The sequence below is a fragment of the Enterococcus sp. AZ109 genome (assembly GCF_051714625.1).
Taxonomy (GTDB): Bacteria; Bacillota; Bacilli; order Lactobacillales; family Enterococcaceae; genus Enterococcus_A.
In genome coordinates, this window is the sequence record NZ_JBIOSF010000001.1 from 2,067,410 (window position 1) to 2,090,986 (window position 23,577).

Genomic DNA, 23,577 nt, shown 5'->3' on the forward strand with positions numbered 1-23,577 from the left:
AAAAAAGCAGGTGATGAAATGGATTGGAAGGAACAATTCCCCGCAACAAAACAGCCGACAGAGCAGCAAATTGCGGAATTTATTGATAATCAACTTTGGGGCAAGCTGAATCACTATTTGCAACAAGCCTATGAAGTAAAACCAAAATACAGTCATAGCAGATGCTCCATGCAAGCTGGCTGGAACGTCAAATACCACAAGGCAGGTAAATCCTTGTGCACTTTGTATCCAATAGCTGGCTATTTTATTATGCTAGTGGTTGTAGGAAAAGCCGAGATGGCTGAAGCGGAAGAAATGATGCCTTTGCTGTCGACCTATACGCAACAAGTCTTCCAGCAAACAAAAGCTGGTCAAGGACAAAAATGGCTGATGATGGAAATCAAGGAGCAGGAAATTTTAGAGGACGCGTTAAAACTCGTTGCATTGCGGCGCAAGCCAAAAAATCGAATCGACTGGGGAGAGCTGAATGACTAGAATTACTCAAATCATGCAAAAGAAGCTGCCGGAAGAAGAGCTGCTGACAAAGATGTATCAGCCGATTGAGAAACAAAGCTAAAATAAGCAGCTCTCTTAGCATACTTTTCCCCCTCCGTTCCAAAAACTTTCGATTAACCTTCACCTTCCAGCAATAAAAGATTATACCTGATGATGTCATTAATCAACTCCACCGGAACTTCATCGGTAAACTTAAGATGAAAAGTACTTTTAGTGGTAGAATAATTTGTCAGCCTACCTTTAAAGAAATTTACTGAAGCTATTCCGAAACGGATTTAGCTAGAAATAAAAAAAATAAGCCACCGCATACCGAAATATACGATGACTTACCTTATTTCCAACCTAAACCATCTGCGCCAACAACAACCCAGACACCAGGATAGACAGACACAAAACCCCGCAGCCTAGTAAAAAGAAAGCTTTTGGATGTTCCGCACTTGCTTTATCCGATCCTCTTCTTAAAGAAAGAAACACCAGAGCAGCACCAAGAATATTAAAGCTGATCAACTGCTGTGCCAAGGCCACAAACAAATAGTGTTTCTGTTGTTTGCCTTTCAACATTTTCAACCAGTAGCTTTGCGTAAAAGCGATGCAGGCATTCAAAAAGATGAAGGCAAAGGGTGCTTGATTCAAGAGCTCCGTAAAGCTGATATGTAAGTTAAGGGTGGTCAGATAGACATAAACCAAAATCAAGATGGGACTAATCAACCAGTAGCCCTGCAAAATCGGGAAGGGATTGTAACGTTTAATAGTCTGAATCATAATGAGCTCTCCTGTTCTTTTCCTAGCGAGACGATGTAGCGTCTGATAATCGTATCCAGCAATAAGTTCAATGTAATAAAGGAATGCAATTGGCGGCTTTGGCCGTGAATCACCATTGGCGTTACGTGATAGTGCAGGCTGTAATTGGCCAATGAAGACATATAGTTTTGACTAAATTCAGTAATAGCGATAAAAGGAATTTGCCGCAATTTCAAGATTTTAATGTCTTCCTTCATCTCATCTGTTTCTCCACTTAGGGAGATAAAAATCACCAAATCCTGTTTTGTGAAGGCGGACATACTGACATCAAATTCGGTTTTAGCTGGTAAAACCATCGAACGGACTTTACAGCCTAGTAAAGATTTTGAAAATTCGTTGGCAGCATTTTTTTGAGCATAGCCAGTACCGTAGCAATAAACAATATTAGCACTAGCTAGCAGTTGTATCAGCGGTTCGAAGTCTAACTGATCCAAATATTTCTGGGTATCTTCAATATCTTTTCGTTGATTGGCTAAAACATCATAAAAATTATCATTCGGGTTATCCTTGGAGGATTTCAAAAAGTATTTCAATTCTGAATAGCCAGAAAAGCCTAGTTTTTTTGTTAAGCGAATCACGGAGGATTTTGACACATGAGCGGCTGTCGCCAAGGAGCTGATGGTCATGGCTTCAACGGTGGGCTGATTATCCAGCATATAAGCTAATATTTCTTTTTCAGTTTCGCTAAAGCTTTCCTGCCGTGAATTAATCAAATCTCGTAGATTCATAAAAACAGCTCCTAATCCCTCTTGTTTCTTCTATTATAATGTAAGAAACCAACAGCGACTAGGAGCAAATCATTAATTCAACAATTGTTCGAAGCGTTCTCTGACTTGCGGAACGTCCATACCAACGATGATCTGGAAGGCAGTGCCTTTTCTTACTACGCCATGAGCTCCGCCAGATTTGAATGCCATATCATCGGCTACTTTGGTTTCATCCTTGACACTAATCCGTAAACGAGTTGCACAATTATTTACTTTACTAATGTTGTCCGGACCACCAAAAGCTTCCAAAAAGACTTGGGCGCGTTCAGAATAAGGATCGCTGGCTACTGAGTCGTTGCCAGCTTTCTTGGCTTCTTTGTAGTCTTTTTTACTGTACAATTTCACTTCAGTATCTTCTTTTTCCCGCCCTGGTGTGGCAAAGTCGAATTTCAAGATGATGTATCTAAAGGAGAAGAAGTAAATTGCTACAAAGGCTAAGCCGATGGCAATTTGGATCAAGTAAGTTTGCCAGTGGTTTGGCCATAATGGCAACCAGTTTCTCGTCAGCATATCGATCAAGCCGCTGTTCATGTCACCGACAACCCCGAAGCTGAACATCGTTGCTGCCATGATTCCTGTTAAGACGGCATGAAGCAGGAACAATGGCGGTGCAATAAATAGGAACGTAAATTCTAATGGTTCAGTAACTCCGATTAATGCTGCAGTTAGAGCCACCGGAATTAAAATCGACAAGACTTGTTTTTTCTTGCTTGGTTTAGCCGTTGCATAGAAGGCTGCGGAAATACCAAGGGAAGCAAAGATTTTTGAGTTTCCGTTCAATGAGAAGCCACCTTGTGGGAACAACTCTTTTAATGAAGCAGTACTTTGTGCAAATTCGTTTAAATGTTCCATCCAGTATTTCGCGATCCCGCCTTCAACGACAGCTGGACCATAAAGGAATGGGGTATAAACGAAGTGATGCAAACCTGTTGGGATTAACACCCGTTCTAAGAAAGCGTACAGACCAACGCCGAAGACCCCTGATGAAACTAAGAAGCCCTGCATCGAGCTGATGCCCATTTGAACTTTTGGCCAAATTAAGCAGACTAGCAAAGCAACCGGCAACATAACCACAAAGCCTAGGATGTAAACGAAGGTTGAACCTTGGAAAACCCCTAACCAATCCGGTAATTTTTTCTCAAAGTAGCGATTGTGCAACCAAACAGCGATGGAAGCAAAGACGATGGCTCCTAAAACACCAGTATCCAATGTTTTGATGCCGGCGATTAATTTCAAGCCAGATTCGCCGCCAGGATCAGCTGCAAAATTGACCCCAAACGTGTTTCCATAAAATTGCAGGATGCTGCTGATAAAGTAATTAGCAGTTAAGTAGATAACAAATGATTCCATTGCTGCTCGGCCGCTGGCTTTTTTCGCCAGACCTAACGGCAATCCAATAATAAATAGCAGTTCCAATTGATTAAACACGGTCCAAGCGCCATTTTCGATAATTGACCAGACGTTAAACCAAGCCGATCCTTCTGTTGCGATACTTCCTACTAATAGTGGGTTTTTGAATACGACTGACAAGGCAACTGCAATCCCGGCAAATGAGAATAAAAGCACCGGTGTATACATTGCGCCTCCGAAGCGTTGTATTTTCTCCATCATGTAGAGAACACCTTCTTTCGTTTTGATGACTTAGTTATAGCATGCTTTGTAATCCGCTTACAATAGACTTGGGACATTCTGGACTAAAGTCGGTGAAGTAGAAATTTAGTGTCAACCGATGAAACAAAGTTCCGCATTTTCCCGTGACCTAGCTTTTCTCCTACGTGCTCGTTATAATCTAAGTGGGAGGTGTACATCCAAATGAAGAATAACCTGCAGCTGTTTTACAAAACCGGCGAAGAACGCGTGGCCCCTAACTGGCACCAGGAGCTGGAAATCATCTATATAGTAGAAGGAAAGTTAACCGCCGGCATCGAGCAAGAAGTGATTCAGCTGTTGGAGGAAGAGATGTACATCATCAACAGCGGTATCAGTCACTATTATTTAGCTTCACCAGATACCGAATACATTATTGTAAAGGTGGACCCGCGCCTGTTTAACGAATTTCTTTCTATAGAAGAAGCGGTTTTCCTGCAGCAGGCCATCGATCAAGTGGAAAGCCATAGTAAAAACTGGTCCCAGCAGCGCCAGCAGGAGATGGGTCAACTCATTTTAGCATTATATGAAGGGGAAGAACTAGACCAGCCGTTGAAAAAATTGGATCAGCTCACTAGCTTGACGCAATTATTTTCAACCTTGGCTAAATTGCCGCAAAGTACCCGGCAAATGCAGAAGGTGAGCCTGCAAACCTTAAATAATCAAGAGATTTTGGAACGTTTGGATCGGGTGTATCGTTTTATTGACGAGAATTACTTGGAAAATATCCGGATTGAAGATGTGGCGGCGATTTTAAATGTCAGCCCTACCTACTTCTCCCGCTTTTTTAAAAAGAACGTGGGCATCCCGTTTCACCGCTTTTTAAATGAATACCGTATCAACAAAGCCAAATACATTCTATCAAAAGAAACCATCCCCATGACCGAGGTGGCGGAGCGCTCTGGGTTTTCCAGCGAGAAGACCTTCCATCGAGTGTTCAAGGAGATCGAAGGAATTCCTCCTTTACGCTATCAAAAGATAATTCTTGGGAAAAAGTAGGACAAAAAATGGGAAGAATAGTCAAGGATCGTCACGTATAGTGGAGTTATCACTAGGACGATCCTTTTTTCGTACCTATAAAAATGTACTGGAGGAATTTAGATATGTTTAACTTTTTCAAGAAATCAGCGAAATCAACCGACCTTAGTTTATATGCCATGACCGCCGGCTACCTAAAGAACATTACAGCCGTAGAGGATGAAGTCTTTTCTACTAAGATGATGGGAGACGGCTTTGCAATTGAACCGCAATCCGATGAGATCTTTGCCCCAGGTGCAGGTGAGGTCATTAGCGTTTTTCCAACCAAGCATGCAATTACCTTTAAATTAACCAATGGTGCCGAAATTCTGCTGCATATGGGATTAGACACGGTGGAATTAGCCGGCGCCCCTTTTGACGTTTTAGTCAAAGAAGGCGCCCAAGTCACCGCGGAAACGCCGGTTGCCAAAATGGACCGCAAAGCTATCGAAGCCGATGGCAAAGGCACCGACGTAATTATTGTGGTCACCAATACTGATCAGTTCCAATTGCCTGAGATTCAAGCAAAAGATGTCCAACAAGGCGAAGAAATCGGCGCAATCAAAGAAAAGTGAGGCCCCATCATGAAACTATTAACCTTAAATACCCATAGCTGGGTCGAAACCGATCAAATCGCCAAGCTTCATCAGCTGGCGGATGTGATTGTTAAAGAAGAATTCGATGTCATCGCCTTGCAGGAGGTCAATCAATTTCACGGCAGCCTGCCAGTTGCCGACAGCCAAGTCGCTTCTTTATCGGATTTACCGATTAAAGAAGACAACTTTGCCCATATGTTGCTTAAAATTTTGGCAAACAAAGGTCAGCAATATTTTGGTATTTGGGGCGATTGCCATATCGGCTTTGATATTTATGAAGAAGGAACAGCCCTGTTGTCTCGTCAGCCGTTTCAAGAAACGCAAAAAATCACCTTCCGTTCAGAGCTGGATTTTGAAGATGTTCGCCGCCGTACCGTTGTCGGTGGCAGCGTTGAGGTGGAAGGGGAGCTGCAATGGTTCTATTCGGCTCACTTTTCTTGGTGGGAATTTAAAGGCGAAGCGCTGTTTAATGAAGAATGGCGGACCTTTGAGCAAGCTATTCAGCCTAGCTTGAAGCATCCTACCTATTTACTGGGAGACTTTAACAACGATGCCCAGAAGCTGGCAGAAGGCTATCAGTTGATCCAAGCCCAGCAGCAGTGGCAGGACAGCTTCCATGCGGCTCAAGAAAAAAATGGCGAACACACGGTAACCAAAAAAATTGCCGGCTGGGACGAAAATAAACAAAAATTACGAATTGATTATGTATTCACTTCAAGAGCATTACCGGTGGATTCTTATCAAACCATCTTTGACGGTGACAATTACCCGATGATTTCCGATCATTGCGGAATTGTTGTCGAGATTAACCAAGAAGAGAAAGGAAGTTGCGCCTATGCTAGTTAAAGACTGTATTCAAGGCCTGCAGCATATTGGCATCCCCACTAAAAAAATGGAGGCGTCGATTGCTTTTTACGAAAACCTGGGCTTTCAATTAATGAACGAAGAAGAACAAGTCAATGGTGGAGCCGTGGCTTTTCTAGAATTAAAAGGCTTAGTGATTGAGCTGTGGGAGCTAACAGAAGATCGTTCGATTGGGGCGATTGATCATATTGCTTTAGATGTCATCAAGATTGATGAGCTGTATCAGGCAGTCAAGGAATTACCATATCCGATCGTCTCTAACGGCATCGAATCGCTGCATTACTGGAAAAAAGGCATCCGCTTTTTCATCGTGGAAGGCCCGAACCAAGAAAAAATCGAATTTTGTCAGATTAATCTGTAGTAACTAGGAGGAAACGCAATGGAGAAGACATGGTGGAAAGAAGCAGTCGTGTATCAAATTTACCCTCGCAGCTTTCAAGACAGCAACGGCGATGGTGTGGGTGATATCCCAGGAATTATTCAACGCCTGCCCCATTTAAAGGAATTAGGCGTCGACGTGATTTGGCTAAGTCCGGTTTATCAATCACCTAATGATGACAACGGCTATGATATCAGCGATTACCAAGCCATCCAGCCAGAATACGGGACGATGGCCGATGCAGAAGCCTTGTTTGCCAAAGCTCATGAATTAGGCTTAAAGGTGATGATGGATTTAGTAGTCAATCATACCTCAGATGAGCATCGCTGGTTTGAAGAAAGCCGCAAATCCAAGGACAACCCGTACCGGGATTACTACATTTGGAAAGATCCGGTAGGCGGCAAAGAACCCAACAACTGGGCCTCTGATTTTGGCGGATCGGCTTGGGAATACGACGAAACCACCGGTCAGTATTACTTGCACATTTTCTCGAAAAAACAACCAGATTTGAACTGGGACAATCCGAAGGTACGTCAAGAAATTTACGACATGATGAATTTTTGGCTGGCCAAAGGGGTAGACGGCTTCCGAATGGACGTCATCAACCTGATTTCCAAAGATTCAGCCTTTCCGGATGATCCCGATGTTGACTATGAAAACCATAGCTCATCGATGGAAATGGTGGCGAATGGTCCCAATGTTCACCAATACTTAAAAGAAATGCACGACCAAGTCTTGTCGAAGGCGGATATTATTACAGTAGGGGAAACACCAGGCGTTTCTACGGACGATGCGATTTTATACACCGGCTTTGATGCAGGGGAATTACAGATGGTTTTCCAATTTGAACATGCGGTGATTGACGACAGCAAAGAAGGCTTAGGCAAGTGGAGCAACGAACGCTTTGACCTAGTAGAACTGAAACGAATCTTGTCAAAATGGCAAGTGGAGCTGCATAACAAAGCCTGGAACAGCTTGTATTGGAATAACCATGATCGTCCGCGAGTAGTTTCCCGCTTCGGCAATGATTCACCGGAATATCGCGAGCTTTCGGCCAAAATGCTGGCAACCACCATGCATTTCATGCAAGGCACGCCGTATATTTTCCAAGGGGAAGAAATTGCCATGACAAATGTGGCCTTTGAAACTATCGAGGAGTATCGCGACATTGATACCTTGAATGCGTATCGGGATTTAGTTGAGGAGCAAAAACGTCTGACACCGGAAACCATGATGGATTTTGTGCACCACTCGTCACGAGACAATGCTCGGACACCAATGCAGTGGGACGCCGCTGAGCAAGCCGGCTTTACTACCGGTGAACCTTGGTTAAGGGTGAATCCAAATTACTCTGAGATTAACGTCGCAGCAGTCAAGCAAGACCATGAATCTATTTTCTATTACTATCAACAGATCAATCAGCTGCGGAAAAAGTATCCGATTATCGTTTACGGGGATTATGAATTACTGAATGCCGAAGATGGCGAAGTTTTTGCTTATGTTCGTCATTATGAGAATGAAGAGTTGGTTGTCATCAACAACTTTACCGATCAAACCATCAAGCGAGAATATGATGTACCTGGCGGTGCTGCAGTGTTGATTTCCAATTATTCTGATGATTTAGGTACGACCTTGCGCCCTTACGAAAGCAAAGTCTATCACATTAAGAAAGAAGGGTAGAGAATGTACGGAGCAATTGAAGCCGGCGGCACCAAGTTTGTCTGCGCCATCGGCAACAGTGAATTAGAAATTTTAGAACGGGAAAGCTTCCCAACGACTACGCCTGCGGAAACGATGGCCTTGGTGGTAGAATTTTTCAAGAAACATGAAGCTCAGTTAGAGAGTATCGGCGTTGGATCATTTGGTCCTATCGATATTCATCGGGATTCAAAAACCTATGGCTACATTACGTCTACACCTAAGCTGGCTTGGCAGAACTTTGATTTTATCGGCACCTTGAAGCAGCATTTTGAGCTGCCGATTGCCTGGACCACCGATGTTAACGCCGCTTGCTTTGGCGAATACGTGGCGGGAAATGGTAAAGGCTTGTCTAGTGTGGTTTACTACACCATTGGTACCGGGATTGGCGGCGGCGCGTTGCAGGAAGGCAAATTTATAGAAGGCTTTAGCCATCCTGAGATGGGTCACATGCTGGTGCGCAATCATCCTGCTGATGACTTCACCGGCAGTTGCCCATTCCACGGGAATTGCTTAGAAGGCATGGCAGCCGGCCCGGCGATCGAACAGCGCTTGGGACGAAAAGGCCAAACCTTAACAAAAGACGATCCGTTTTGGGAGATTGAGGCGGAATACATTGCCCAATGTGCCTATAATACCACTTTGATGCTTTCGCCGGATGTGATTATTTTTGGTGGCGGCGTGATGAAGCAGCAGCATTTAATGACGAAGGTTCATCAAGCCTTTGAACGCCTGATGAAAAGCTACGTCAAAACCCCGCAGCTATCAGAGTATATCGTTACGCCAGCTTTAGAAGATAATGCCGGCACGATTGGCTGTCTGGCTTTGGCTAGAGAAGCTAAATTGCATTCATAAAAAAATAGCACGAAGATTTTCCTAGGGAAGATCTTTGTGCTATTTTTTCAACTTTAAAGAAAGTATAAGTTATTCACAATTAGAAAGCTTATTAAACCAATTCTACTGGTGCCCGGCTTCACAAACTAGCTTGCCACTTCCACTTTTCAAAGTTTAAAAAGCTGGTTTATCAGATAATAAAGCTATATCGAGTATCAGGTTTGAACCACTTAGTGGAATGGTATGCGTACGAGGATAAAGTGAATTTTTGCAGAAAATTCACTACCGCATTAAGGAGCTAGCTTTGTCGGCAATAAGCGAAAATTTTGAGAAACTTGAGGAGCAGTTTATCAAAATTTTAGTCTTATTGCTGTGATACACAACGACTGCGTAAGCCGCGTTGATGTAGAACAGTACCTAATCGGTGCTCCAAAGCTGAGCGAGTTTGCGAAGCCTTTCTTATTAGTTTTGACCAACTCGTGATTCTGTAAGAATCTGATTCTCTGAGCCTTCGATCAACAAATTCAAATAGTTCTTCACTTCATCTGAAATGGCGGTGCTAGCATCAGCGTAGAGAATACTCGGGGTATTGTCGATTACGTAATGATTCACGCCCTCCACCTGATAAATCGGCTCTTGGAAAGTGGCCAATCTTGAGGATTCGATCGCTCCATTGATGGAACAGCCAATATCAATAATAAAGGTGCCATGGCGCATTTTTTTCAAATCCGATCGATAAACTAAATGGTCCTTTCGAGTGATATCCCACAAGGTGGTGTTAATGATCACATCAAAATCCAGCAGCTCACTTCTAAACAAATCCTCTTGCTTGCGGTTGAACACCGAAATCTCATTAGTGTATTTGTTCAAGATGGCTAGTGCCCCTTGCGCAACATTCCCGCGGCCAATCATAGCGATTTTCAGGTTGGCAGGCAATCTTCCTTGCGACATAAAGGCATGAAGAATCGCCGCCGAACCCGCCAGGTAATTATTTTTCCAAAAAACATTGCGGGATTGATCAAACATGTTTGCCCATTCATAGGCGATAAGATCATTTTCGCGAATATAATCCATGCGTTTCGGATTTGATTCCGCATGAATCCAGCCGAAAAGGGTTTGTTTAGGTTTAATTTGATAAAAAAAGTCCTCGTCGCCAATTTTTGGCGCACAAATAATGTCTTGTTGCAGGGTCTCGTCTCGGCTGACGATGTGGCATCCTAGTTTTTCATAGGAAGAATCGGGAATATTTAGCCCCTCTCCGTATCCGCTTTCAAAATAGAGCTGAGATTTATTTGACAACTGTTCTACATCTTTTGGCGTTAAAGCAATCCGCTTTTCGCCGGTCTTGCTGCTGATGGGAAATCCAACGGTTTTTAAAGTCATCTAAATCATCCTTTCTCCTTTAAGCCTAACACGTATTTTTCATTAATGATAGGAAGGTGCTCTAAACCCCTGCTGTTAAAGGATTCGCAGCCTGCTTCAAATGACAGCTGTAAAAAAAGTCACCAGAGAATAGTGCGCTTTCTCTGGTGACTCCCTTATTACCCAATTCCCGTCACAAAATAGAACAGCTTGTCAGCATAAGTCGGTTCTTTCAAGTCGGTTTTGACGGTCTGCTGCAGCAGCTCCAGATTATCAGTGACAATCCCGTCCACGCCGTAAAACATCATGCGGGTCATGGTGTCTTCATCATTAACCGTCCAAACGAAAACATCCTTGCCATCGTCGTGGGCCGCATCGATGAAGTTGCGATTCAATGTGGTGTACTCGATTGTAAAGAAATCCACCTTGCTGATGGGCGGGCCCACAATATTAAAGGGCATAATGTAGCCGACATAAAATTCCGGCACTTTTTCCTTCAGCTGTGTAACGACATCAAAGTCTAAGGATTGTAAAATCGAATGCTGAGCCAAAATCACGTGCTTGTATTTTTCAATAAAGCGGTCCACCATATCTGGGCTGTCTTGGGGCGTAGCTTTAAGTTCAATCAGCAAAGGCTGATCAACCGCAATAGCTTCCGTCAAATACTCATCAAAAGAAACCAGCGGGGCGCTGTCGCCATTTTCCTGAACCTGCAGCTCCTCTAATTCCGCCAAGGTTAATTGATTTGGCCGCTTGTCCACCCCAGTCAAAGCTTTCAAGTTAAAATCGTGCATTACCACGAATTGTTTATCTTTAGTCTCCTGCACATCCATCTCCACATAAGACGGGTGGAGGCGGGAAGTTTCCTGCAAGGCCATCAAACTGTTTTGCACCCCATTGCCATTAGAAACGCCGCGATGGGAAATCGTCAGCGGCTCCTTTAAGGAATAGTTGCTGAGGTAGTTGGTGTTGTAAGTTCCCACGCCAATCCCGAACAATACCGCCACCACAACGAACAAGGAAACTTTGCCAAAGGACCAGGCTTCTTTTTCGCCAGCGGCACTCTTCGTAAACCACTCCGGCAAGCCGGTAAGCAGTCCGCTGTCATCCATTGAAGCAATCGTGATGTAAAAAATCCCCACCGTCGATAACACAATATTCGCCAAGAAAACAAACTGCATAATCGTCATGGCAACCACTGCACCAGGTAACGCATATTCCGGCAGATTGGTTTCCACTAAGCTCAAAAGCAGTAAAATCAATCCGTAGCTGACGGATGCCAATAGCATCACGGCAGCGCTGATCAATAAAAATTGCCCCAGCAAACGCAGAAAATTCCAGCCTTTAGTTGCCTGCCAGCTTTCCTTGACGGCTTGTCCAAAGCGCCGATCCCGCAGAATCATCTGGGGCAAGGCAAAAATCAAGCGAATCGAGAAGTAAACCAAAACCAGATAAGCTGCCACCACCGAAGCAATGACTGCTACTCGATTGGCGAAAATGTAATCCAAGATAAAGGCCGGAATTTTCACCTTGGCTAATAAATCTGAATTAAAGTTCAATCCGCCAAAGGGCAGCACCAGCAAAAAGTACACCAGAAAGAACAAAATCGAGGAAGGCCGAATCTTTTTCAGCTGAATCAAGGTGCCTCTTAACAGCTGCCTCAATGAAATCGGCTCTTTCTTTTTAATGAAAAAGACACTGATTAACAAAAAGGTGAATTCAAAAAAGACGCCCACTAAAATCGCCAGCAAAACGGCAATTAAGGCAGCCAGCACCCCCGGATGCTCCCGCAAAATAATGCCGAAAGTATCATAGGAAAGATACTCAATCTGTCCGCGCCGCAAAATAAATTTAATTAAGCTGGTTAAGAAGGGCAAAAGCACAAACAGCATAAAGCCGTGAAGCAGCAACACGTCCCGAAAATAGGACATGGTACTGCGTAAAAAGCGGAATAAGTGCAGAAAACTATTTTTTACGTAAACCATCTAAACATCTCCAATTGTGGGAAATCCATTCTTTATTTTACTAAAAGAAACAGGATAAGTCTTCTTATTGCATGAAGAAATCCCATCTTTTTGAGTTCTTCAAAAAAAGTTGCAATAAACTAGTTGACAATCGTTCGGCACCGAACTATAATCAACGTATTAATTAGTTCGGTACCGAATTAAAAAGGAAAGAGGAAATTGTATGAGTCAATTTACAGATGAATTAATGAAGCAATTGCGTTTTATCGGTGTTGCCAGCAATGCCTTTATGAGCCAAAAGAAAAAACACTTAACTGGTCAAATGCGGGTGTTAGCTATTTTAGAAAAAGAAGACGGTCTGATTCAAAGTCAATTAGCCGAGATTTTGGATTTGCGGCCTAGTTCGTTGGCGGAGCTGTTAAAGAAAATGGAAAAAAGCGGCGATGTGATTCGCAAAGAAGAAGAGCAGGACCGTCGCTTGAAGCGGGTCTTTTTAACGGAACAAGGCAAAGAAAAAATTGCCGGCTTCTCCGACAATGGCAAAGACCAGAGCGAAGATTTTTTTGCCGGGTTAAGCGAAGAAGAACAACAACAGTTTAGTGAATATTTGCAAAAAATCGCTGACGGCTGGAATGAAGAATTTCAACAACAGGCAGAACGTTTTATTGACCCGATGGATCGTCTGCGTCAAATGCAAGACTTCCGGGAGCAGTTCGAAGGCTTTGAGGGTGACTGGCGCAAGATGTCCCATGATGAACGCCGAAAAATGCGGGATGAGATGCGCAAAGGAATGCGGAACAATCCCTTCTTTGGCGGTCCTCATCATGGACCTGGTCCTCACCACGGTCCAAGAGGTGGTCGCAGAGGATTTACCCATGACTTCTTTGGCGGCGAATTTGATCGAGGACCTAAGCCCTCAGATCCCCGCGATTCTTCTGAAGACCAGGGTGAATGGGAAGATTTTTAGTTAGAAGGTAGGATTTACGATGGAACGCAGAGAACATTTTAACGAAACAACCACGGGGAAAGCTCCGTTTAAATTAAAAGATTTTATCCAATTGATCAACAGCGTCAATCCTAAGAAAGCTTTGTTCTTTGTGGGGATTGCCTTAAGTTTGGTGACTAGCGGTGCCAGTTTGATCGTGCCACAGCTGACGAAGGGCTTAATTGATACTAGTGAGCTGGCCCGTATTGACAGCGGGATGCTGATTGTGTTGATTTTAGCTTTCGTAGCGCAACTGGGTTTTGGAACCATCGGCGGCTTTCTCCTACGTTATGTGGGAGAGAGTGCTGTCAAAACTTTACGGGAAAAATTATGGGCGCATCTGCTGCAATTACCAGTTGGTTATTTTGATAACCATAAATCTGGCGAAAGCAGCTCCCGCCTAGTCAATGATACTTCCGTTATCAAAGAACTAGTGACTTCCCAGTTCCCTAACTTTATTACTGGTGCCATCCAACTTGTTGGTTCCATGATTATTCTGTTTGTAATGGATTGGAAAATGGCGGCTTTGATGTTTCTAGCAGTTCCGGTAGTTGCCTTGATTATGCTGCCAATCGGACGGATTATGATGAAAATTGGCAAGCAGCTGCAAACGGCTACCGCTGATTTTAACGCCGAAGCTAGTGAAAAGCTGTCAGAAATTCGTCTAATTAAGTCTAGCAACGGGGAAGAATTTGAAAAGCAAAGCGGCAGTCGTTTGGTGGATCAGATTTTCCGTCTAGGGGTTAAGGATGCGAAGGTAGAAGCAGTGCTGCAACCGATTATGATGACCGCTATGCTGGGCTTATTCGTTGGTATTCTCGGGTACGGTGCGATTCGGGTACAAGCAGGAACTTTAAGCAGCGGTGAATTAGTGGCTTTCCTGCTTTACTTGTTTAACATCATTATGCCAGCTGCAACTTTTGCGACATTTTTCTCTCAGGTGCAAAAAGCTATGGGGGCAACCGAACGGATCGAAAAAATTTTGGAAACGCCCGTCGAACCTATGGGCAACGGCAAAGAAACACCGATTGCTGGAAAAACCATTACTGCTAAAAACTTGTCCTTCGGTTACACAGATGATCGTCCAGTATTAAGCAATGTCTCTTTTGAAGCTAAGCCCAATACCGTGATCGCCTTCGCCGGACCAAGTGGTGGTGGGAAGTCTACAATCTTCGCGTTGTTGGAACGCTTTTATCAACCCACCGATGGAAAAGTTTTGATCGACCAAGAGGATATTCAAGAGATCGACTTGACTCATTGGCGTTCGCAAATTGGCTATGTCTCTCAAGACAGCGCCGTCTTTGCTGGCAGTATTCGGGATAACCTGCAGTATGGCTTGGACCGAACCTTAACCGATGAAGAACTGTGGCATGGCTTATCACTGGCTTATGCTGATCAATTTGTTCAGGAATTTCCGGAACAATTGGAAACTGAACTAGGAGAACGCGGCGTTAAACTATCTGGCGGACAAAAGCAACGCATCGCGATTGCGCGAGCTTTTCTACGGGATCCTAACATTTTAATGCTGGACGAAGCTACCGCCAGCTTGGATTCTCAATCGGAAGAAAAAGTTCAGCGGGCATTAGAGAAGCTGATGGTAGGGCGCACGACATTGGTTATTGCGCACCGACTATCTACAATTGTTGATGCCGATCACATTTACTTCATTGAAAAAGGTGAAGTTACCGGACACGGAACCCACAGTGAACTAATGCAGACTCATCCGTTGTATGCGGAATATGTAAAAGAACAGGTAGTAAATTAGAAAGCACTGACACAGCGATCCTATTTGGACCGAGGTGCCAGTGCTTTTTAGAATGTTTTATTGATAATTTCTTGGGCGCAAGTTTCACACAAGATCGGAGCGTTCTGTAGCTCCAGATCTTTTCGGGCTTTTAATTGGCCGGCCGAATTTTTCGGTGGAAAGCGCCATTTTGTCCAGACCGTTTCATCGGTTTCGATTTGTTTCTGACAATGGTTGCAATGGAAAGTTTTAGTTGCTGGATCGAACATAGTGAGACCTCCTAGCCATTCATCTGTTTTTCGCCTTTTCGGCATCTTGAATCCCATGCCTTACTGCCAATCGAATAATGCCATAAAGAATCAGTGCGCCAAAAGCAACATAAATGAGTCCGAATATTGTACTAAGCAGCATAGTAACACCCCTGCTTTAATTATAGCAGAAATTATTTTCCGATTTTTAGTAGAAGAACACAAAATCACTCCAAAGAAAAAAGACCCTGCAAGAGAGTCTACTTGAACTTAACGCTTTGTTCACTTAACTGCTTCATTAATTCTTCTACATAAGCAGCTTGAAAATCTTTACGGAAAGAATCCAAAAATTCATTTAACATTTTATCGCAAACGACTTCTGAGGAATCCAACAGTTCTTTAGGTGTAGCATATTCGGCAACAATCGACGCACTGTCGAAAGAATCAGCCACATTTTCCGAAACCTTCTTCATTAGTGAAACAATATCAACTTGTGTTCGTAGCATAAAAACCACCTCTTAGCCTGAGTGTAACACATATGGGTGAGAATTTAAGGAAAGTCTGGGATATTTGACGAAGTGAAAAAGGATCAGGTACTCTTAGCGACTTATTCTGTGAATTTTATCCCAGATGAAACAGATTTCAAATCCTGAAACGAGTTCCCTTGTAAGCGTTATCTATATAAAATGCCGAAATTATTCCCTATAATGAACCCATCAAAGAAAAAAGGAGACAACGAAATGAAAGCAAAGATAATGGATGCTATGCAAAAGTTTTCCAAAGCGATGTTCGTACCGGTCTTAATTTTACCAATCGCCGGCTTATTAATCGCTATTGGTAATGTATTTACGAATCCCCGACTGATTGAGCAATTTTCGTTTTTAGATAATCCAATTACGATGGGCTTCGGCAGTATTTTATCCGCATCGTTATTGCCGATTTTAACCAATTTAGGAATTATTTTCTGTGTAGGGATTGCTCTTGGTTTGGCCAACAAGAAAAAAGCTGAAGCGGCCTTCACGGCACTACTGGGTTACTTAGTATTCTTGTACGCTATGAATAAATTTTTGGAACTTAGAGGAATGCTGGTCGAGCCGGATGCACTACAGGGTTCTGGACAAGCGATGGTTCTAGGCATTCAAGTTTTGGATATGGGGGTTTTCTTAGGAATAATTTTGGGACTAGTAGTTGCTTTGATCCATAATCGCTTCATTGATACGAAGTTTAACAATGCATTCCAAGTGTATGGTGGTGCCCGGTTTGTCTTTATCGTCTTGATTCCAATTTTGGTTTTGTCGGCCATTGCCTTGTCCTTCATCTGGCCAGTGGTTCAGCAAGGGATCGATGGTTTAGGTGGAATTATTAAGGAAACCGGTAATTTTGGGGTCTTTTTATATGGCTCACTAGAACGTTTACTTATTCCAACTGGATTGCATCATTTGATTTATACACCTTTCCTATACACCTCATTAGGAGGAGTAGCTGAGGTGGGCGGTCAAGTCTTCGAAGGTGCCCGTAATATTTATTTTGCAGAGATTGCCGATCCAGCGGTTCGTGTTTTATCTGGTAGTGTGATTTGGGACGCTCGTGGAATCTCTAAAATGTTTGGCTTGATTGGTGCATGTTTAGCAATGTATCAAACAGCTAAACCAGAAAACAAAAACAAAGTAAAAGCGATTTTGATTCCAGCAGTCGTTACTTCTTTTGTAGCAGGGGTCACTGAACCAATTGAATTTTCGTTCATGTTTGTCGCACCAATTTTGTTTGTCATTCATTCTGCCTTGAGCGGGTTGAGTATGGTGGCTTTGAACATCTTTGGCTCGCGGGCAATCGGACCGAATGGCTTTATCGATTTCCTACTATATAATTTGCCACTGGGAATAGAGAAGACTCGTTGGCCAGTATATATCGTGGTGGGAATTGCTTTCTTCTTTATTTACTATTTTACATTTCGTTTGTTAATCACTAAGTTGAATTTGAAAACGGTAGGACGCGAAGATGGCGGGCAGGAAACAAAGCTATATTCTAAGCAGGACTACAAGGAGAAGAAAGGAACGCTTCCTGCCGGTGCTTCCGCAACTGTGGCGAACACAGGACTTTCGGCCATGATTGTCGAAGGCCTAGGCGGCGAAGCCAATATTAAAACGATTGATAACTGCTACACCCGTTTACGTTTGAAGCTGCAAAATCCTGAATTAGTGGATGAAGCTTTATTAAAGGATCAAACCAGTGCCAAAGGTGTCATCAAAAATGGTGAAAATGTCCACGTAGTGTATGGGCTGACTGTTCCTCAGGTTCGGGAAGATTTAGAGAAATTTTTAGGCAGAAACCCAGAAGGAGACGAATAAAATGAAGAAATTTTCAGTAGTAATTGCCGGTGGCGGCAGTACCTTTACCCCGGGAATCGTGATGATGTTGCTGGATAACAGTGATCGTTTTCCATTAAGAAAGCTGAAGCTGTATGATAATGACGGTAAGCGTCAAGGAATTTTAGGGGAAGCCTTAGAAATTTTGCTGAAAGAGCAAGCACCAGAAATTGAATTTACCTACACGACTGATCCCGAGGAAGCTTTCAGTGATGTAGATTTTTGCATGGCCCATATCCGGGTCGGTAAATATGCCATGCGGGAAAAAGATGAGAAGGTGCCCTTGCGTCATGGCGTTCTAGGGCAAGAAACCTGCGGACCTGGCGGGATTGCTTACGGCATGCGCAGTATTACCGGTATGTTGGAAATTATCGACTACATGGAAAAATACTCGCCGAATGCATGGATGTTAAACTATTCCAACCCAGCTGCGATTGTCGCCGAAGCGTGCCGTGTGCTGCGGCCGGATTCAAAGGTCTTGAATATTTGTGATATGCCGGTAGGAACCTTGCGGCGGATGTCGCAAATTATCGGCAAGAAGCCGGAAGAATTGGAAGTTCGCTATTTTGGTCTAAATCATTTTGGCTGGTGGACCAGTGTTAAAGACAAAGAAGGCAATGAATACCTGGAACAAATCCGTGAGTATGTAGCAGAAAACGGTTATCTAACGCAAATCGAAGTAGACACCCAGCATACCGATCCAAGCTGGCAGGAAACCCATCGCAAGGCGAAGGACATTTTAGCGGTGGCGCCAGAATACTTGCCGAATACGTATTTGAAATATTATTTATATCCTGATTATGTAGTAAATCATATGCAGGAGCATCCAGAATTCACTCGGGCTAACGAAGTAATGGCCGGCCGGGAAAAAACCGTCTTTGACCATGCGAAAAAAATTATCGAAAACGGCTCAGCAGAAGGAATTGCGTTTGACATTGATGCCCATGCAACGTTTATTGTGGACTTAGCAAGGGCAATCGCCTACAATACTCATGAACGGATGGTTATGATCGTTGAAAATAATGGTGCAATTGCCAACTTCCCAGATGACGCAATGGTAGAAGTGCCGTGTGTTGTGGGCGTGGATGGGCCAGAGCCTTTAGCTCAAGGTAAAATTCCAGCTTTCCAGCAAGCTTTAATGTTCCAGCAGGTTACGGTTGAAAAATTAGTAGTGGAAGCATATGTGGAACAAAGCTATCAAAAAATGTGGCAGGCTTTGACCTTGTCGAAAACCGTGCCAAGTGCCCAGGTAGCCAAAGATTTACTAGATGATCTAATTGTCGAAAATGGTGAATATTGGCCAGAATTAAAATAGTAGAAAAAAGGCAGACTACGGGCTGCCTTTTTTCTGCCAGATCGAAAGGTGAGTATATTGAAGAATGCTTTTTTAGGGATTGATGTGGGAACTACTGCCGTAAAGATTGGCGTAATCGAAGAGAATCAGCTTATTTATGAAATGTCAGTGAAGCTGACAACTTATGTAGATGGATTGATTAAATATCAGCAGTCTTCTGAATTGGAAGCAGCGTTTGTTCAAGGGGTGAAAAGCATCCCTAGCGAAATTAGGGCGTTGATCAGCAGTGTCAGCTTTAGTACAGCGATGCACAGTGTAATGCCGGTGGTAGATGGTGTTGCTGGAAAAATCTTCCTTTGGTCAGATGAACAAGCTAGTGAAGTAATTGAAGAGTTTAAGCAAACAGACTTAGCGAAACATTTTTACCAGAAAACCGGTACGCCGATTCATGCTATGTCTCCGTTTGCTAAAATCCTTTATTTCGGGCAGCAAAAAAGTTACCCCAAAAATGTAAAGTGGTGGGGGATTAAGGAGCTGCTACTGGAATATTTCACCGGAAAAGCTCGGATCGACTATTCAGTTGCTTCAGCTACAGGACTCTTGAATTTAGAAACCCTAACTTGGGATCAAGAAATTTTAGACTATCTGGAAATAGTACCCAAGCAATTAGCCGAGCTGGCCGATACGACAGCGGAATTTCCAATAGATACGAGTGCTGCTACTTCATTAGGGTTAGCATCAGATGTTACTGTGATTGCGGGCGCTAGTGATGGGTGTTTGACAGCTTACGCTAGTTTTTATCGAACGGGAAATACTAGCAGTTTAACGATTGGTACCAGTGCTGCGGTCCGAAATATTACCCAACAAACCCATTTTGATACTGAAAAGCAGAATTTTTGTTACTACTTAGATCAAAACCATTACGTGATTGGAGCGCCCTCAAACAATGGAGGTTGCGTGTTGGCGTGGGCTGCACAAACAATCGATGAGCCAGAAACTTTTTATCAAAAACTGCCCGATAAGCTAGCCGCTTCACCTATTGGTGCTAAAGGTGTGCGCTTTTTCCCTTATTTAAACGGTGAGCGTGCTCCTTTTTGGTCAGCCAATAAAAAAGCTGAATTTAAACAGTTGACGGTGGAGCACACAAAGGTTGATATGATTCGTGGGGTGATAGAAGGGATGCTGATGAATATCCGTATTTTATGCGAGATGGTAGGAGCAAGAGAGGGCTTATCAGTCAGCGGCGGTTTCTTCCAGACAGAGGCGTTAACCCAAATGACTGCTGATTTACTAGGGCTGCCATGCTTGTATGCAGAAGAAAATGAACCTCTTTTTGGTATTTACTATTTGATTCACCAGCCAGAAAGAATAGTTGAAGCTGGCAAAATCTTTGAACCGCAGAAAACCGCTAGTGAGCAGTATCATGAACTTGCACAACATTATTTTAATGAATAGAAAAAGCGGCGAGAGCAGGTCTCGTCGCTTTTTGCCTATCAGAAAGTATAAATTTTTCACAGCTACTAAGTCACAGCAATGTTATTAGTAGACTAATTCTACTTTGTCATTCATAATCTCGTTTACTCGTTCAATAAAGTACTCACGAGACATATCTTGGCCTCCGTAGACGTGAATCATGTGCTGATTAGCCAATTTATTGGTGTAGTCTTTCAAGGCATAAACTTCATAGGTTTGATAATTGTCGCCGATATAAGTAATCGTCGGCCAAAAGGCAACATCTTTAAAGCTGACTTCATCTGTGGTTTTGTCATAGTTAATTTTCCAGCGAGCCATTCCACCAAGCATCTGATCACTTTCAGCTTGAGAAGAAAGGAAATTGCCTAACGAATAAATTACCAACGTTTCATTACCACCACTGCCGGTGACATAATCTACCGGTTGAATCACGTGAGGGTGTCCGCCGACAATCACATCAACGCCCGCATCGCTAAGCATTTGGGCTAATTGTTCTTGCTCTTCATCTTGAACAAATTGATATTCCTGTCCCCAGTGCATACTGACTACTTGTACATCACTAATTTTGTTCAGCTCTTTCATGTCCTTTTTAATCAAATCTTCATCGATCAAATTAACTAAATAGTCTTTTCCTTCAGGTATTGTGTAACCGTTAAGTCCATAGGTGTAAGTAGTAAAGCCTACTTTAACCCCATTGATATTTTGGACCTTCAGACGATCCTCTTTCGCTGATTTTTGAGAACCAGTCACCATTGTGTCAGGGTAATTTTTTTCTAAATAAGTCAATTGATTGACGATGCCAGCTTCGCCCCGGTCCATTGTATGGTTACTTGCTGCTGCCAACCAATTAAAACCGGCATTGTTCACTGCGTCCAGAATCTCAGTAGGACCATTAAAGGACGGATAACCGGATAATCCCAATTCTTCACCGCCGCAAATCGTTTCTAAATTAATGTAAGAAATATCTGCATCGCTAGTTAAGTAACGAGTAGGTTCATACATATAATCAAAATTATAAGTGCCATCAGCATTTTGATTCTTCTCGTAAATATAGTCATGAATCAAATTATCTCCAACTGCGGAAAAGGAAATTTCCACCGGTTGAGAATCAGATTCTTCCGCTTTGTTACTAGCTTTCGAAGTCCCTTCCTCCGCTTCATTATTTCCGCTACACCCAGCTAAAACCAACACTAAGGCAATACCTGCCAACCATTTTTTCATTTTCCATTATCTCCTTGTCATGAATTAATTTCTGCTGTAGACCTTCCATTAAGCTAAGAAGATTCTTCAACAAATTCTTGTACGATATATTCTAATAACAGCATTAACTTCCCAAAAAAGCTGTTGTATTTTATGTTCTGACTGTCTAAAGGTCGTTCATCCTCTACCTCGAAGCAGATTGTTGCTAATTGCTTTGCTCGTGAATCTAAGTTGCCAGTGAAAAGAATAGTAGGAATACCTTTTTCCTGGCAGAACGTCATTTTTTCGATGACTTTTTGTGTTTCCCCTGATTTTGAAATACAAATGAGCATACTGATGTTGTCTGTATTGTTGCTAATGATGCCTGACGAATCACCGGCGTTGACGAATAATGTTTTAATTCCATTGACTAATAGTTTCTTATGGAGGTAGTCAGCTACAATACTAGAAAAACCGGTTGCATAAATGGTAATAAATTTATCTTTATTGTTGGCATAAAAATCTCTCATCCCTACAATGGAAGGCTCGATTTTTTGAGTATCGATGTTAAAATCAATCGTGGCAGAGACACCTTGTCCACTCGTACGAAATTGGTTTTTTAGAAAATAGAACAACTCTAGATAGCCCGAAAATTCTAGTTTTTGTGCCAAGCGAACAATAGCTGCAGGTGAGGTAAATAACCGGTGAGCCAGTTCTCGTAAAGAAACCCCTTCCAATTGATCGACATGACTAATCAAATATTCAAGAATCTCTTGCTCATTGGCTGAGAGTTTTTTACCCTTCATAATAAGATCTAAATCCATCTAACAACGCCTCCCTACAAAAATAAGTATAGCATAACAAAAGATATTGGAGACTAGAAAATTTAGAAGTCCACTCGTTGGAAATATGTTAAATTATTGTTAAGATTCGTCATTACTAGGCCTTACTATCGGTTAAACTAAAAGAAAAGACCGAGGAGGGATGAATTGATTTCTACTATGCCAAACCCAAAATATATCCGCTTAGAACAGCGTGTGTTATCCCGTACTTTATCAGAAATAGTTTTTGCCCACGAAGATTACAACCATCGGATCGGTACTGAAAAAAACTGTTCCTTCTGCAAAAGATACCGTCACCTGCGTAAACAGCTGATTCGAAATACAGAGCGATTAACTCAATTAAGGAAGGAAAATGAAAAATGATTAATCAACGTCCTCCTGCCTTTTTATTTGAAGTTCAGGTCAATCAGTACAACCAACAATTTTCAGTAGGAGACCAAGTAGCTTTTTCTATCCAAGAGGATACAGTGCAACTAGCAGGAACCGTCCTTAAAAAGTACACTAACAGTTGTTTAATAGATATCTCTCAAACGACTGCTTTAAACAAGCGTGAACAAGAAATCTATAATGGTCGTGTCGTCGTTAACTATAAGAAGATAAATGGAGTGAAAAGCGATGAACAGTGGAACCTTTGAGGAGCTGGAGCTGTATGTCCAAACCTTGGCCTTCCAAGTCGATGGGTTGCGGAAGCAATGCAAGGACCAAAAGTCTCAGGAATCCCTGCAGCAGCTGGAAAAAGATTATCTTCACTATAAGAAAATGTATGACCAAGAAGTGGCTAAAATGAAGAAGCCAGAGCCAAAGAGAGTTTTAGAAGAATGGTAGAAAATGGTCCAGCACAGACAGCTTTCCTGTGTTGGACCATTTTTTTAATTAATTGAAAAAACTCTGCCGGCATAGAAATCATCATGAATTGTATCACTCAGTTTGCCAATCTTACTGCTATCATTAACTACACGAGCCTTAGGGTGTTTTTTCTTTAATGTAATTAAAGGTAGATAAAACCGGTAGCTATCGATGAT

25 protein-coding genes are annotated in these 23,577 nt (G+C 42.7%); 15 read left to right on the forward strand and 10 right to left on the reverse strand.

Translation table 11 applies throughout. From position 1 onward, the window contains the following. Positions 1-18: 18 nt before the first annotated feature. The gene (locus tag IGI42_RS09865) at positions 19-474 is read left to right on the forward strand and encodes a DUF3788 domain-containing protein (protein ID WP_438715673.1); all 456 of its coding nucleotides are present in this window, start codon (positions 19-21) and stop codon (positions 472-474) included. Between the two features lie 363 nt (positions 475-837). On the opposite strand, the gene IGI42_RS09870 is transcribed toward IGI42_RS09865, so the two are convergent. The 3 genes from IGI42_RS09870 to IGI42_RS09880 form a co-directional block, all read right to left on the reverse strand. Continuing rightward, the gene (locus IGI42_RS09870) at positions 838-1,257 is read right to left on the reverse strand and encodes a hypothetical protein (RefSeq protein ID WP_438715674.1); all 420 of its coding nucleotides are present in this window, start codon (positions 1,255-1,257) and stop codon (positions 838-840) included. Continuing rightward, a complete protein-coding gene (locus tag IGI42_RS09875; protein ID WP_438715675.1) occupies positions 1,254-2,024 on the reverse strand; it encodes a MurR/RpiR family transcriptional regulator in 771 nt (256 codons plus the stop codon). The genes IGI42_RS09870 and IGI42_RS09875 overlap by 4 nt, the downstream gene beginning before the upstream one ends. A gap of 72 nt (positions 2,025-2,096) precedes the next feature. Continuing rightward, positions 2,097-3,674, reverse strand: a complete 1,578-nt coding sequence (locus IGI42_RS09880; RefSeq protein ID WP_438715676.1) for an alpha-glucoside-specific PTS transporter subunit IIBC — start codon at positions 3,672-3,674, stop codon at positions 2,097-2,099. Positions 3,675-3,875: 201 nt separating this feature from the next. Between IGI42_RS09880 and IGI42_RS09885 the strand changes: the two genes are divergently transcribed. The 6 genes from IGI42_RS09885 (at position 3,876) to scrK (ending at position 9,119) form a co-directional block, all read left to right on the forward strand. Further along, positions 3,876-4,709, forward strand: coding sequence for an AraC family transcriptional regulator (locus IGI42_RS09885; protein WP_438715677.1), 834 nt, complete (start codon positions 3,876-3,878; stop codon positions 4,707-4,709). 104 nt (positions 4,710-4,813) lie between these two features. Continuing rightward, complete coding sequence (locus tag IGI42_RS09890; RefSeq protein WP_438715678.1) at positions 4,814-5,302, forward strand: PTS sugar transporter subunit IIA; 489 nt, start codon at positions 4,814-4,816, stop codon at positions 5,300-5,302. A 9-nt stretch (positions 5,303-5,311) separates the two neighbouring features. After that, entirely contained in the window at positions 5,312-6,169 is an 858-nt protein-coding gene (locus IGI42_RS09895; RefSeq protein WP_438715679.1) for an endonuclease/exonuclease/phosphatase family protein, read from the forward strand. Further along, the gene (locus IGI42_RS09900; protein ID WP_438715680.1) at positions 6,159-6,548 is read left to right on the forward strand and encodes a VOC family protein; all 390 of its coding nucleotides are present in this window, start codon (positions 6,159-6,161) and stop codon (positions 6,546-6,548) included. The genes IGI42_RS09895 and IGI42_RS09900 overlap by 11 nt, the downstream gene beginning before the upstream one ends. A gap of 18 nt (positions 6,549-6,566) precedes the next feature. Beyond that, entirely contained in the window at positions 6,567-8,246 is a 1,680-nt protein-coding gene (locus IGI42_RS09905; RefSeq protein ID WP_438715681.1) for a glycoside hydrolase family 13 protein, read from the forward strand. Positions 8,247-8,249: 3 nt separating this feature from the next. Next, the gene (scrK, locus tag IGI42_RS09910) at positions 8,250-9,119 is read left to right on the forward strand and encodes a fructokinase ScrK (protein WP_438715682.1); all 870 of its coding nucleotides are present in this window, start codon (positions 8,250-8,252) and stop codon (positions 9,117-9,119) included. A gap of 441 nt (positions 9,120-9,560) precedes the next feature. On the opposite strand, the gene IGI42_RS09915 is transcribed toward scrK, so the two are convergent. Further along, entirely contained in the window at positions 9,561-10,481 is a 921-nt protein-coding gene (locus IGI42_RS09915; protein WP_438715683.1) for a N(5)-(carboxyethyl)ornithine synthase, read from the reverse strand. Between the two features lie 158 nt (positions 10,482-10,639). Then, positions 10,640-12,445: a glycerophosphoryl diester phosphodiesterase membrane domain-containing protein gene (locus IGI42_RS09920; protein ID WP_438715684.1), complete on the reverse strand. Its 1,806-nt coding sequence runs from the start codon at positions 12,443-12,445 to the stop codon at positions 10,640-10,642. 202 nt (positions 12,446-12,647) lie between these two features. On the opposite strand from IGI42_RS09920, the gene IGI42_RS09925 reads away from it, so the two are divergent. Together IGI42_RS09925 and IGI42_RS09930 are read left to right on the forward strand one after the other, a co-directional pair. After that, positions 12,648-13,391 (forward strand): MarR family winged helix-turn-helix transcriptional regulator, encoded by a 744-nt coding sequence (locus tag IGI42_RS09925; RefSeq protein WP_438715685.1) that lies wholly within the window; start codon positions 12,648-12,650, stop codon positions 13,389-13,391. Positions 13,392-13,410: 19 nt separating this feature from the next. After that, entirely contained in the window at positions 13,411-15,174 is a 1,764-nt protein-coding gene (locus tag IGI42_RS09930) for an ABC transporter ATP-binding protein (RefSeq protein ID WP_438715686.1), read from the forward strand. 47 nt (positions 15,175-15,221) lie between these two features. Here IGI42_RS09930 and IGI42_RS09935 read toward each other — a convergent pair whose 3' ends face one another. The 3 genes from IGI42_RS09935 to IGI42_RS09945 form a co-directional block, all read right to left on the reverse strand. Further along, positions 15,222-15,422, reverse strand: a complete 201-nt coding sequence (locus tag IGI42_RS09935; protein ID WP_438715687.1) for a hypothetical protein — start codon at positions 15,420-15,422, stop codon at positions 15,222-15,224. 19 nt (positions 15,423-15,441) lie between these two features. Beyond that, the gene (locus IGI42_RS09940; protein WP_438715688.1) at positions 15,442-15,564 is read right to left on the reverse strand and encodes a hypothetical protein; all 123 of its coding nucleotides are present in this window, start codon (positions 15,562-15,564) and stop codon (positions 15,442-15,444) included. 97 nt (positions 15,565-15,661) lie between these two features. Next, positions 15,662-15,907: a toxin-antitoxin system, toxin component gene (locus IGI42_RS09945; protein WP_438715689.1), complete on the reverse strand. Its 246-nt coding sequence runs from the start codon at positions 15,905-15,907 to the stop codon at positions 15,662-15,664. A gap of 234 nt (positions 15,908-16,141) precedes the next feature. Here IGI42_RS09945 and IGI42_RS09950 point away from each other — a divergent pair, with 234 nt between their 5' ends. Genes IGI42_RS09950 through IGI42_RS09960 form a run of 3 tightly spaced genes read left to right on the forward strand, consistent with a single transcriptional unit; the run spans position 16,142 to position 20,516 of the window. Next, positions 16,142-17,749 (forward strand): PTS transporter subunit EIIC, encoded by a 1,608-nt coding sequence (locus tag IGI42_RS09950; RefSeq protein ID WP_438715690.1) that lies wholly within the window; start codon positions 16,142-16,144, stop codon positions 17,747-17,749. A gap of 1 nt (position 17,750) precedes the next feature. After that, positions 17,751-19,082, forward strand: coding sequence for a 6-phospho-alpha-glucosidase (locus tag IGI42_RS09955; protein WP_438715691.1), 1,332 nt, complete (start codon positions 17,751-17,753; stop codon positions 19,080-19,082). A gap of 54 nt (positions 19,083-19,136) precedes the next feature. After that, positions 19,137-20,516: a gluconokinase gene (locus IGI42_RS09960; protein WP_438717034.1), complete on the forward strand. Its 1,380-nt coding sequence runs from the start codon at positions 19,137-19,139 to the stop codon at positions 20,514-20,516. Positions 20,517-20,600: 84 nt separating this feature from the next. Here IGI42_RS09960 and IGI42_RS09965 read toward each other — a convergent pair whose 3' ends face one another. Both IGI42_RS09965 and IGI42_RS09970 read right to left on the reverse strand, forming a co-directional pair. Then, positions 20,601-21,755 (reverse strand): CapA family protein, encoded by a 1,155-nt coding sequence (locus IGI42_RS09965; RefSeq protein WP_438715692.1) that lies wholly within the window; start codon positions 21,753-21,755, stop codon positions 20,601-20,603. A gap of 53 nt (positions 21,756-21,808) precedes the next feature. Then, on the reverse strand, positions 21,809-22,537 hold the full coding sequence (locus tag IGI42_RS09970; RefSeq protein ID WP_438715693.1) for a MurR/RpiR family transcriptional regulator: 729 nt from the start codon (positions 22,535-22,537) through the stop codon (positions 21,809-21,811). A gap of 165 nt (positions 22,538-22,702) precedes the next feature. Between IGI42_RS09970 and IGI42_RS09975 the strand changes: the two genes are divergently transcribed. The 3 genes from IGI42_RS09975 to IGI42_RS09985 are packed head-to-tail and all read left to right on the forward strand — an operon-like array spanning position 22,703 to position 23,380. Continuing rightward, positions 22,703-22,918: a hypothetical protein gene (locus IGI42_RS09975; protein WP_438715694.1), complete on the forward strand. Its 216-nt coding sequence runs from the start codon at positions 22,703-22,705 to the stop codon at positions 22,916-22,918. Further along, a complete protein-coding gene (locus IGI42_RS09980; RefSeq protein WP_438715695.1) occupies positions 22,915-23,190 on the forward strand; it encodes a DUF2187 family protein in 276 nt (91 codons plus the stop codon). Before IGI42_RS09975 ends, IGI42_RS09980 begins: the two co-directional genes overlap by 4 nt. Further along, positions 23,171-23,380, forward strand: coding sequence for a hypothetical protein (locus tag IGI42_RS09985; protein WP_438715696.1), 210 nt, complete (start codon positions 23,171-23,173; stop codon positions 23,378-23,380). Before IGI42_RS09980 ends, IGI42_RS09985 begins: the two co-directional genes overlap by 20 nt. Positions 23,381-23,577 lie beyond the last annotated feature (197 nt).

Coding starts and splice junctions, on each gene's coding strand:
- IGI42_RS09865 (WP_438715673.1), top strand. CDS start 19: ATGGATTGGAAGGAACAATTCCCCGCAACAAAACAGCCGACAGAGCAG.
- IGI42_RS09870 (WP_438715674.1), bottom strand. CDS start 1,257: ATGATTCAGACTATTAAACGTTACAATCCCTTCCCGATTTTGCAGGGC.
- IGI42_RS09875 (WP_438715675.1), bottom strand. CDS start 2,024: ATGAATCTACGAGATTTGATTAATTCACGGCAGGAAAGCTTTAGCGAA.
- IGI42_RS09880 (WP_438715676.1), bottom strand. CDS start 3,674: ATGATGGAGAAAATACAACGCTTCGGAGGCGCAATGTATACACCGGTG.
- IGI42_RS09885 (WP_438715677.1), top strand. CDS start 3,876: ATGAAGAATAACCTGCAGCTGTTTTACAAAACCGGCGAAGAACGCGTG.
- IGI42_RS09890 (WP_438715678.1), top strand. CDS start 4,814: ATGTTTAACTTTTTCAAGAAATCAGCGAAATCAACCGACCTTAGTTTA.
- IGI42_RS09895 (WP_438715679.1), top strand. CDS start 5,312: ATGAAACTATTAACCTTAAATACCCATAGCTGGGTCGAAACCGATCAA.
- IGI42_RS09900 (WP_438715680.1), top strand. CDS start 6,159: ATGCTAGTTAAAGACTGTATTCAAGGCCTGCAGCATATTGGCATCCCC.
- IGI42_RS09905 (WP_438715681.1), top strand. CDS start 6,567: ATGGAGAAGACATGGTGGAAAGAAGCAGTCGTGTATCAAATTTACCCT.
- scrK (WP_438715682.1), top strand. CDS start 8,250: ATGTACGGAGCAATTGAAGCCGGCGGCACCAAGTTTGTCTGCGCCATC.
- IGI42_RS09915 (WP_438715683.1), bottom strand. CDS start 10,481: ATGACTTTAAAAACCGTTGGATTTCCCATCAGCAGCAAGACCGGCGAA.
- IGI42_RS09920 (WP_438715684.1), bottom strand. CDS start 12,445: ATGGTTTACGTAAAAAATAGTTTTCTGCACTTATTCCGCTTTTTACGC.
- IGI42_RS09925 (WP_438715685.1), top strand. CDS start 12,648: ATGAGTCAATTTACAGATGAATTAATGAAGCAATTGCGTTTTATCGGT.
- IGI42_RS09930 (WP_438715686.1), top strand. CDS start 13,411: ATGGAACGCAGAGAACATTTTAACGAAACAACCACGGGGAAAGCTCCG.
- IGI42_RS09935 (WP_438715687.1), bottom strand. CDS start 15,422: ATGTTCGATCCAGCAACTAAAACTTTCCATTGCAACCATTGTCAGAAA.
- IGI42_RS09940 (WP_438715688.1), bottom strand. CDS start 15,564: ATGCTGCTTAGTACAATATTCGGACTCATTTATGTTGCTTTTGGCGCA.
- IGI42_RS09945 (WP_438715689.1), bottom strand. CDS start 15,907: ATGCTACGAACACAAGTTGATATTGTTTCACTAATGAAGAAGGTTTCG.
- IGI42_RS09950 (WP_438715690.1), top strand. CDS start 16,142: ATGAAAGCAAAGATAATGGATGCTATGCAAAAGTTTTCCAAAGCGATG.
- IGI42_RS09955 (WP_438715691.1), top strand. CDS start 17,751: ATGAAGAAATTTTCAGTAGTAATTGCCGGTGGCGGCAGTACCTTTACC.
- IGI42_RS09965 (WP_438715692.1), bottom strand. CDS start 21,755: ATGAAAAAATGGTTGGCAGGTATTGCCTTAGTGTTGGTTTTAGCTGGG.
- IGI42_RS09970 (WP_438715693.1), bottom strand. CDS start 22,537: ATGGATTTAGATCTTATTATGAAGGGTAAAAAACTCTCAGCCAATGAG.
- IGI42_RS09980 (WP_438715695.1), top strand. CDS start 22,915: ATGATTAATCAACGTCCTCCTGCCTTTTTATTTGAAGTTCAGGTCAAT.
- IGI42_RS09985 (WP_438715696.1), top strand. CDS start 23,171: ATGAACAGTGGAACCTTTGAGGAGCTGGAGCTGTATGTCCAAACCTTG.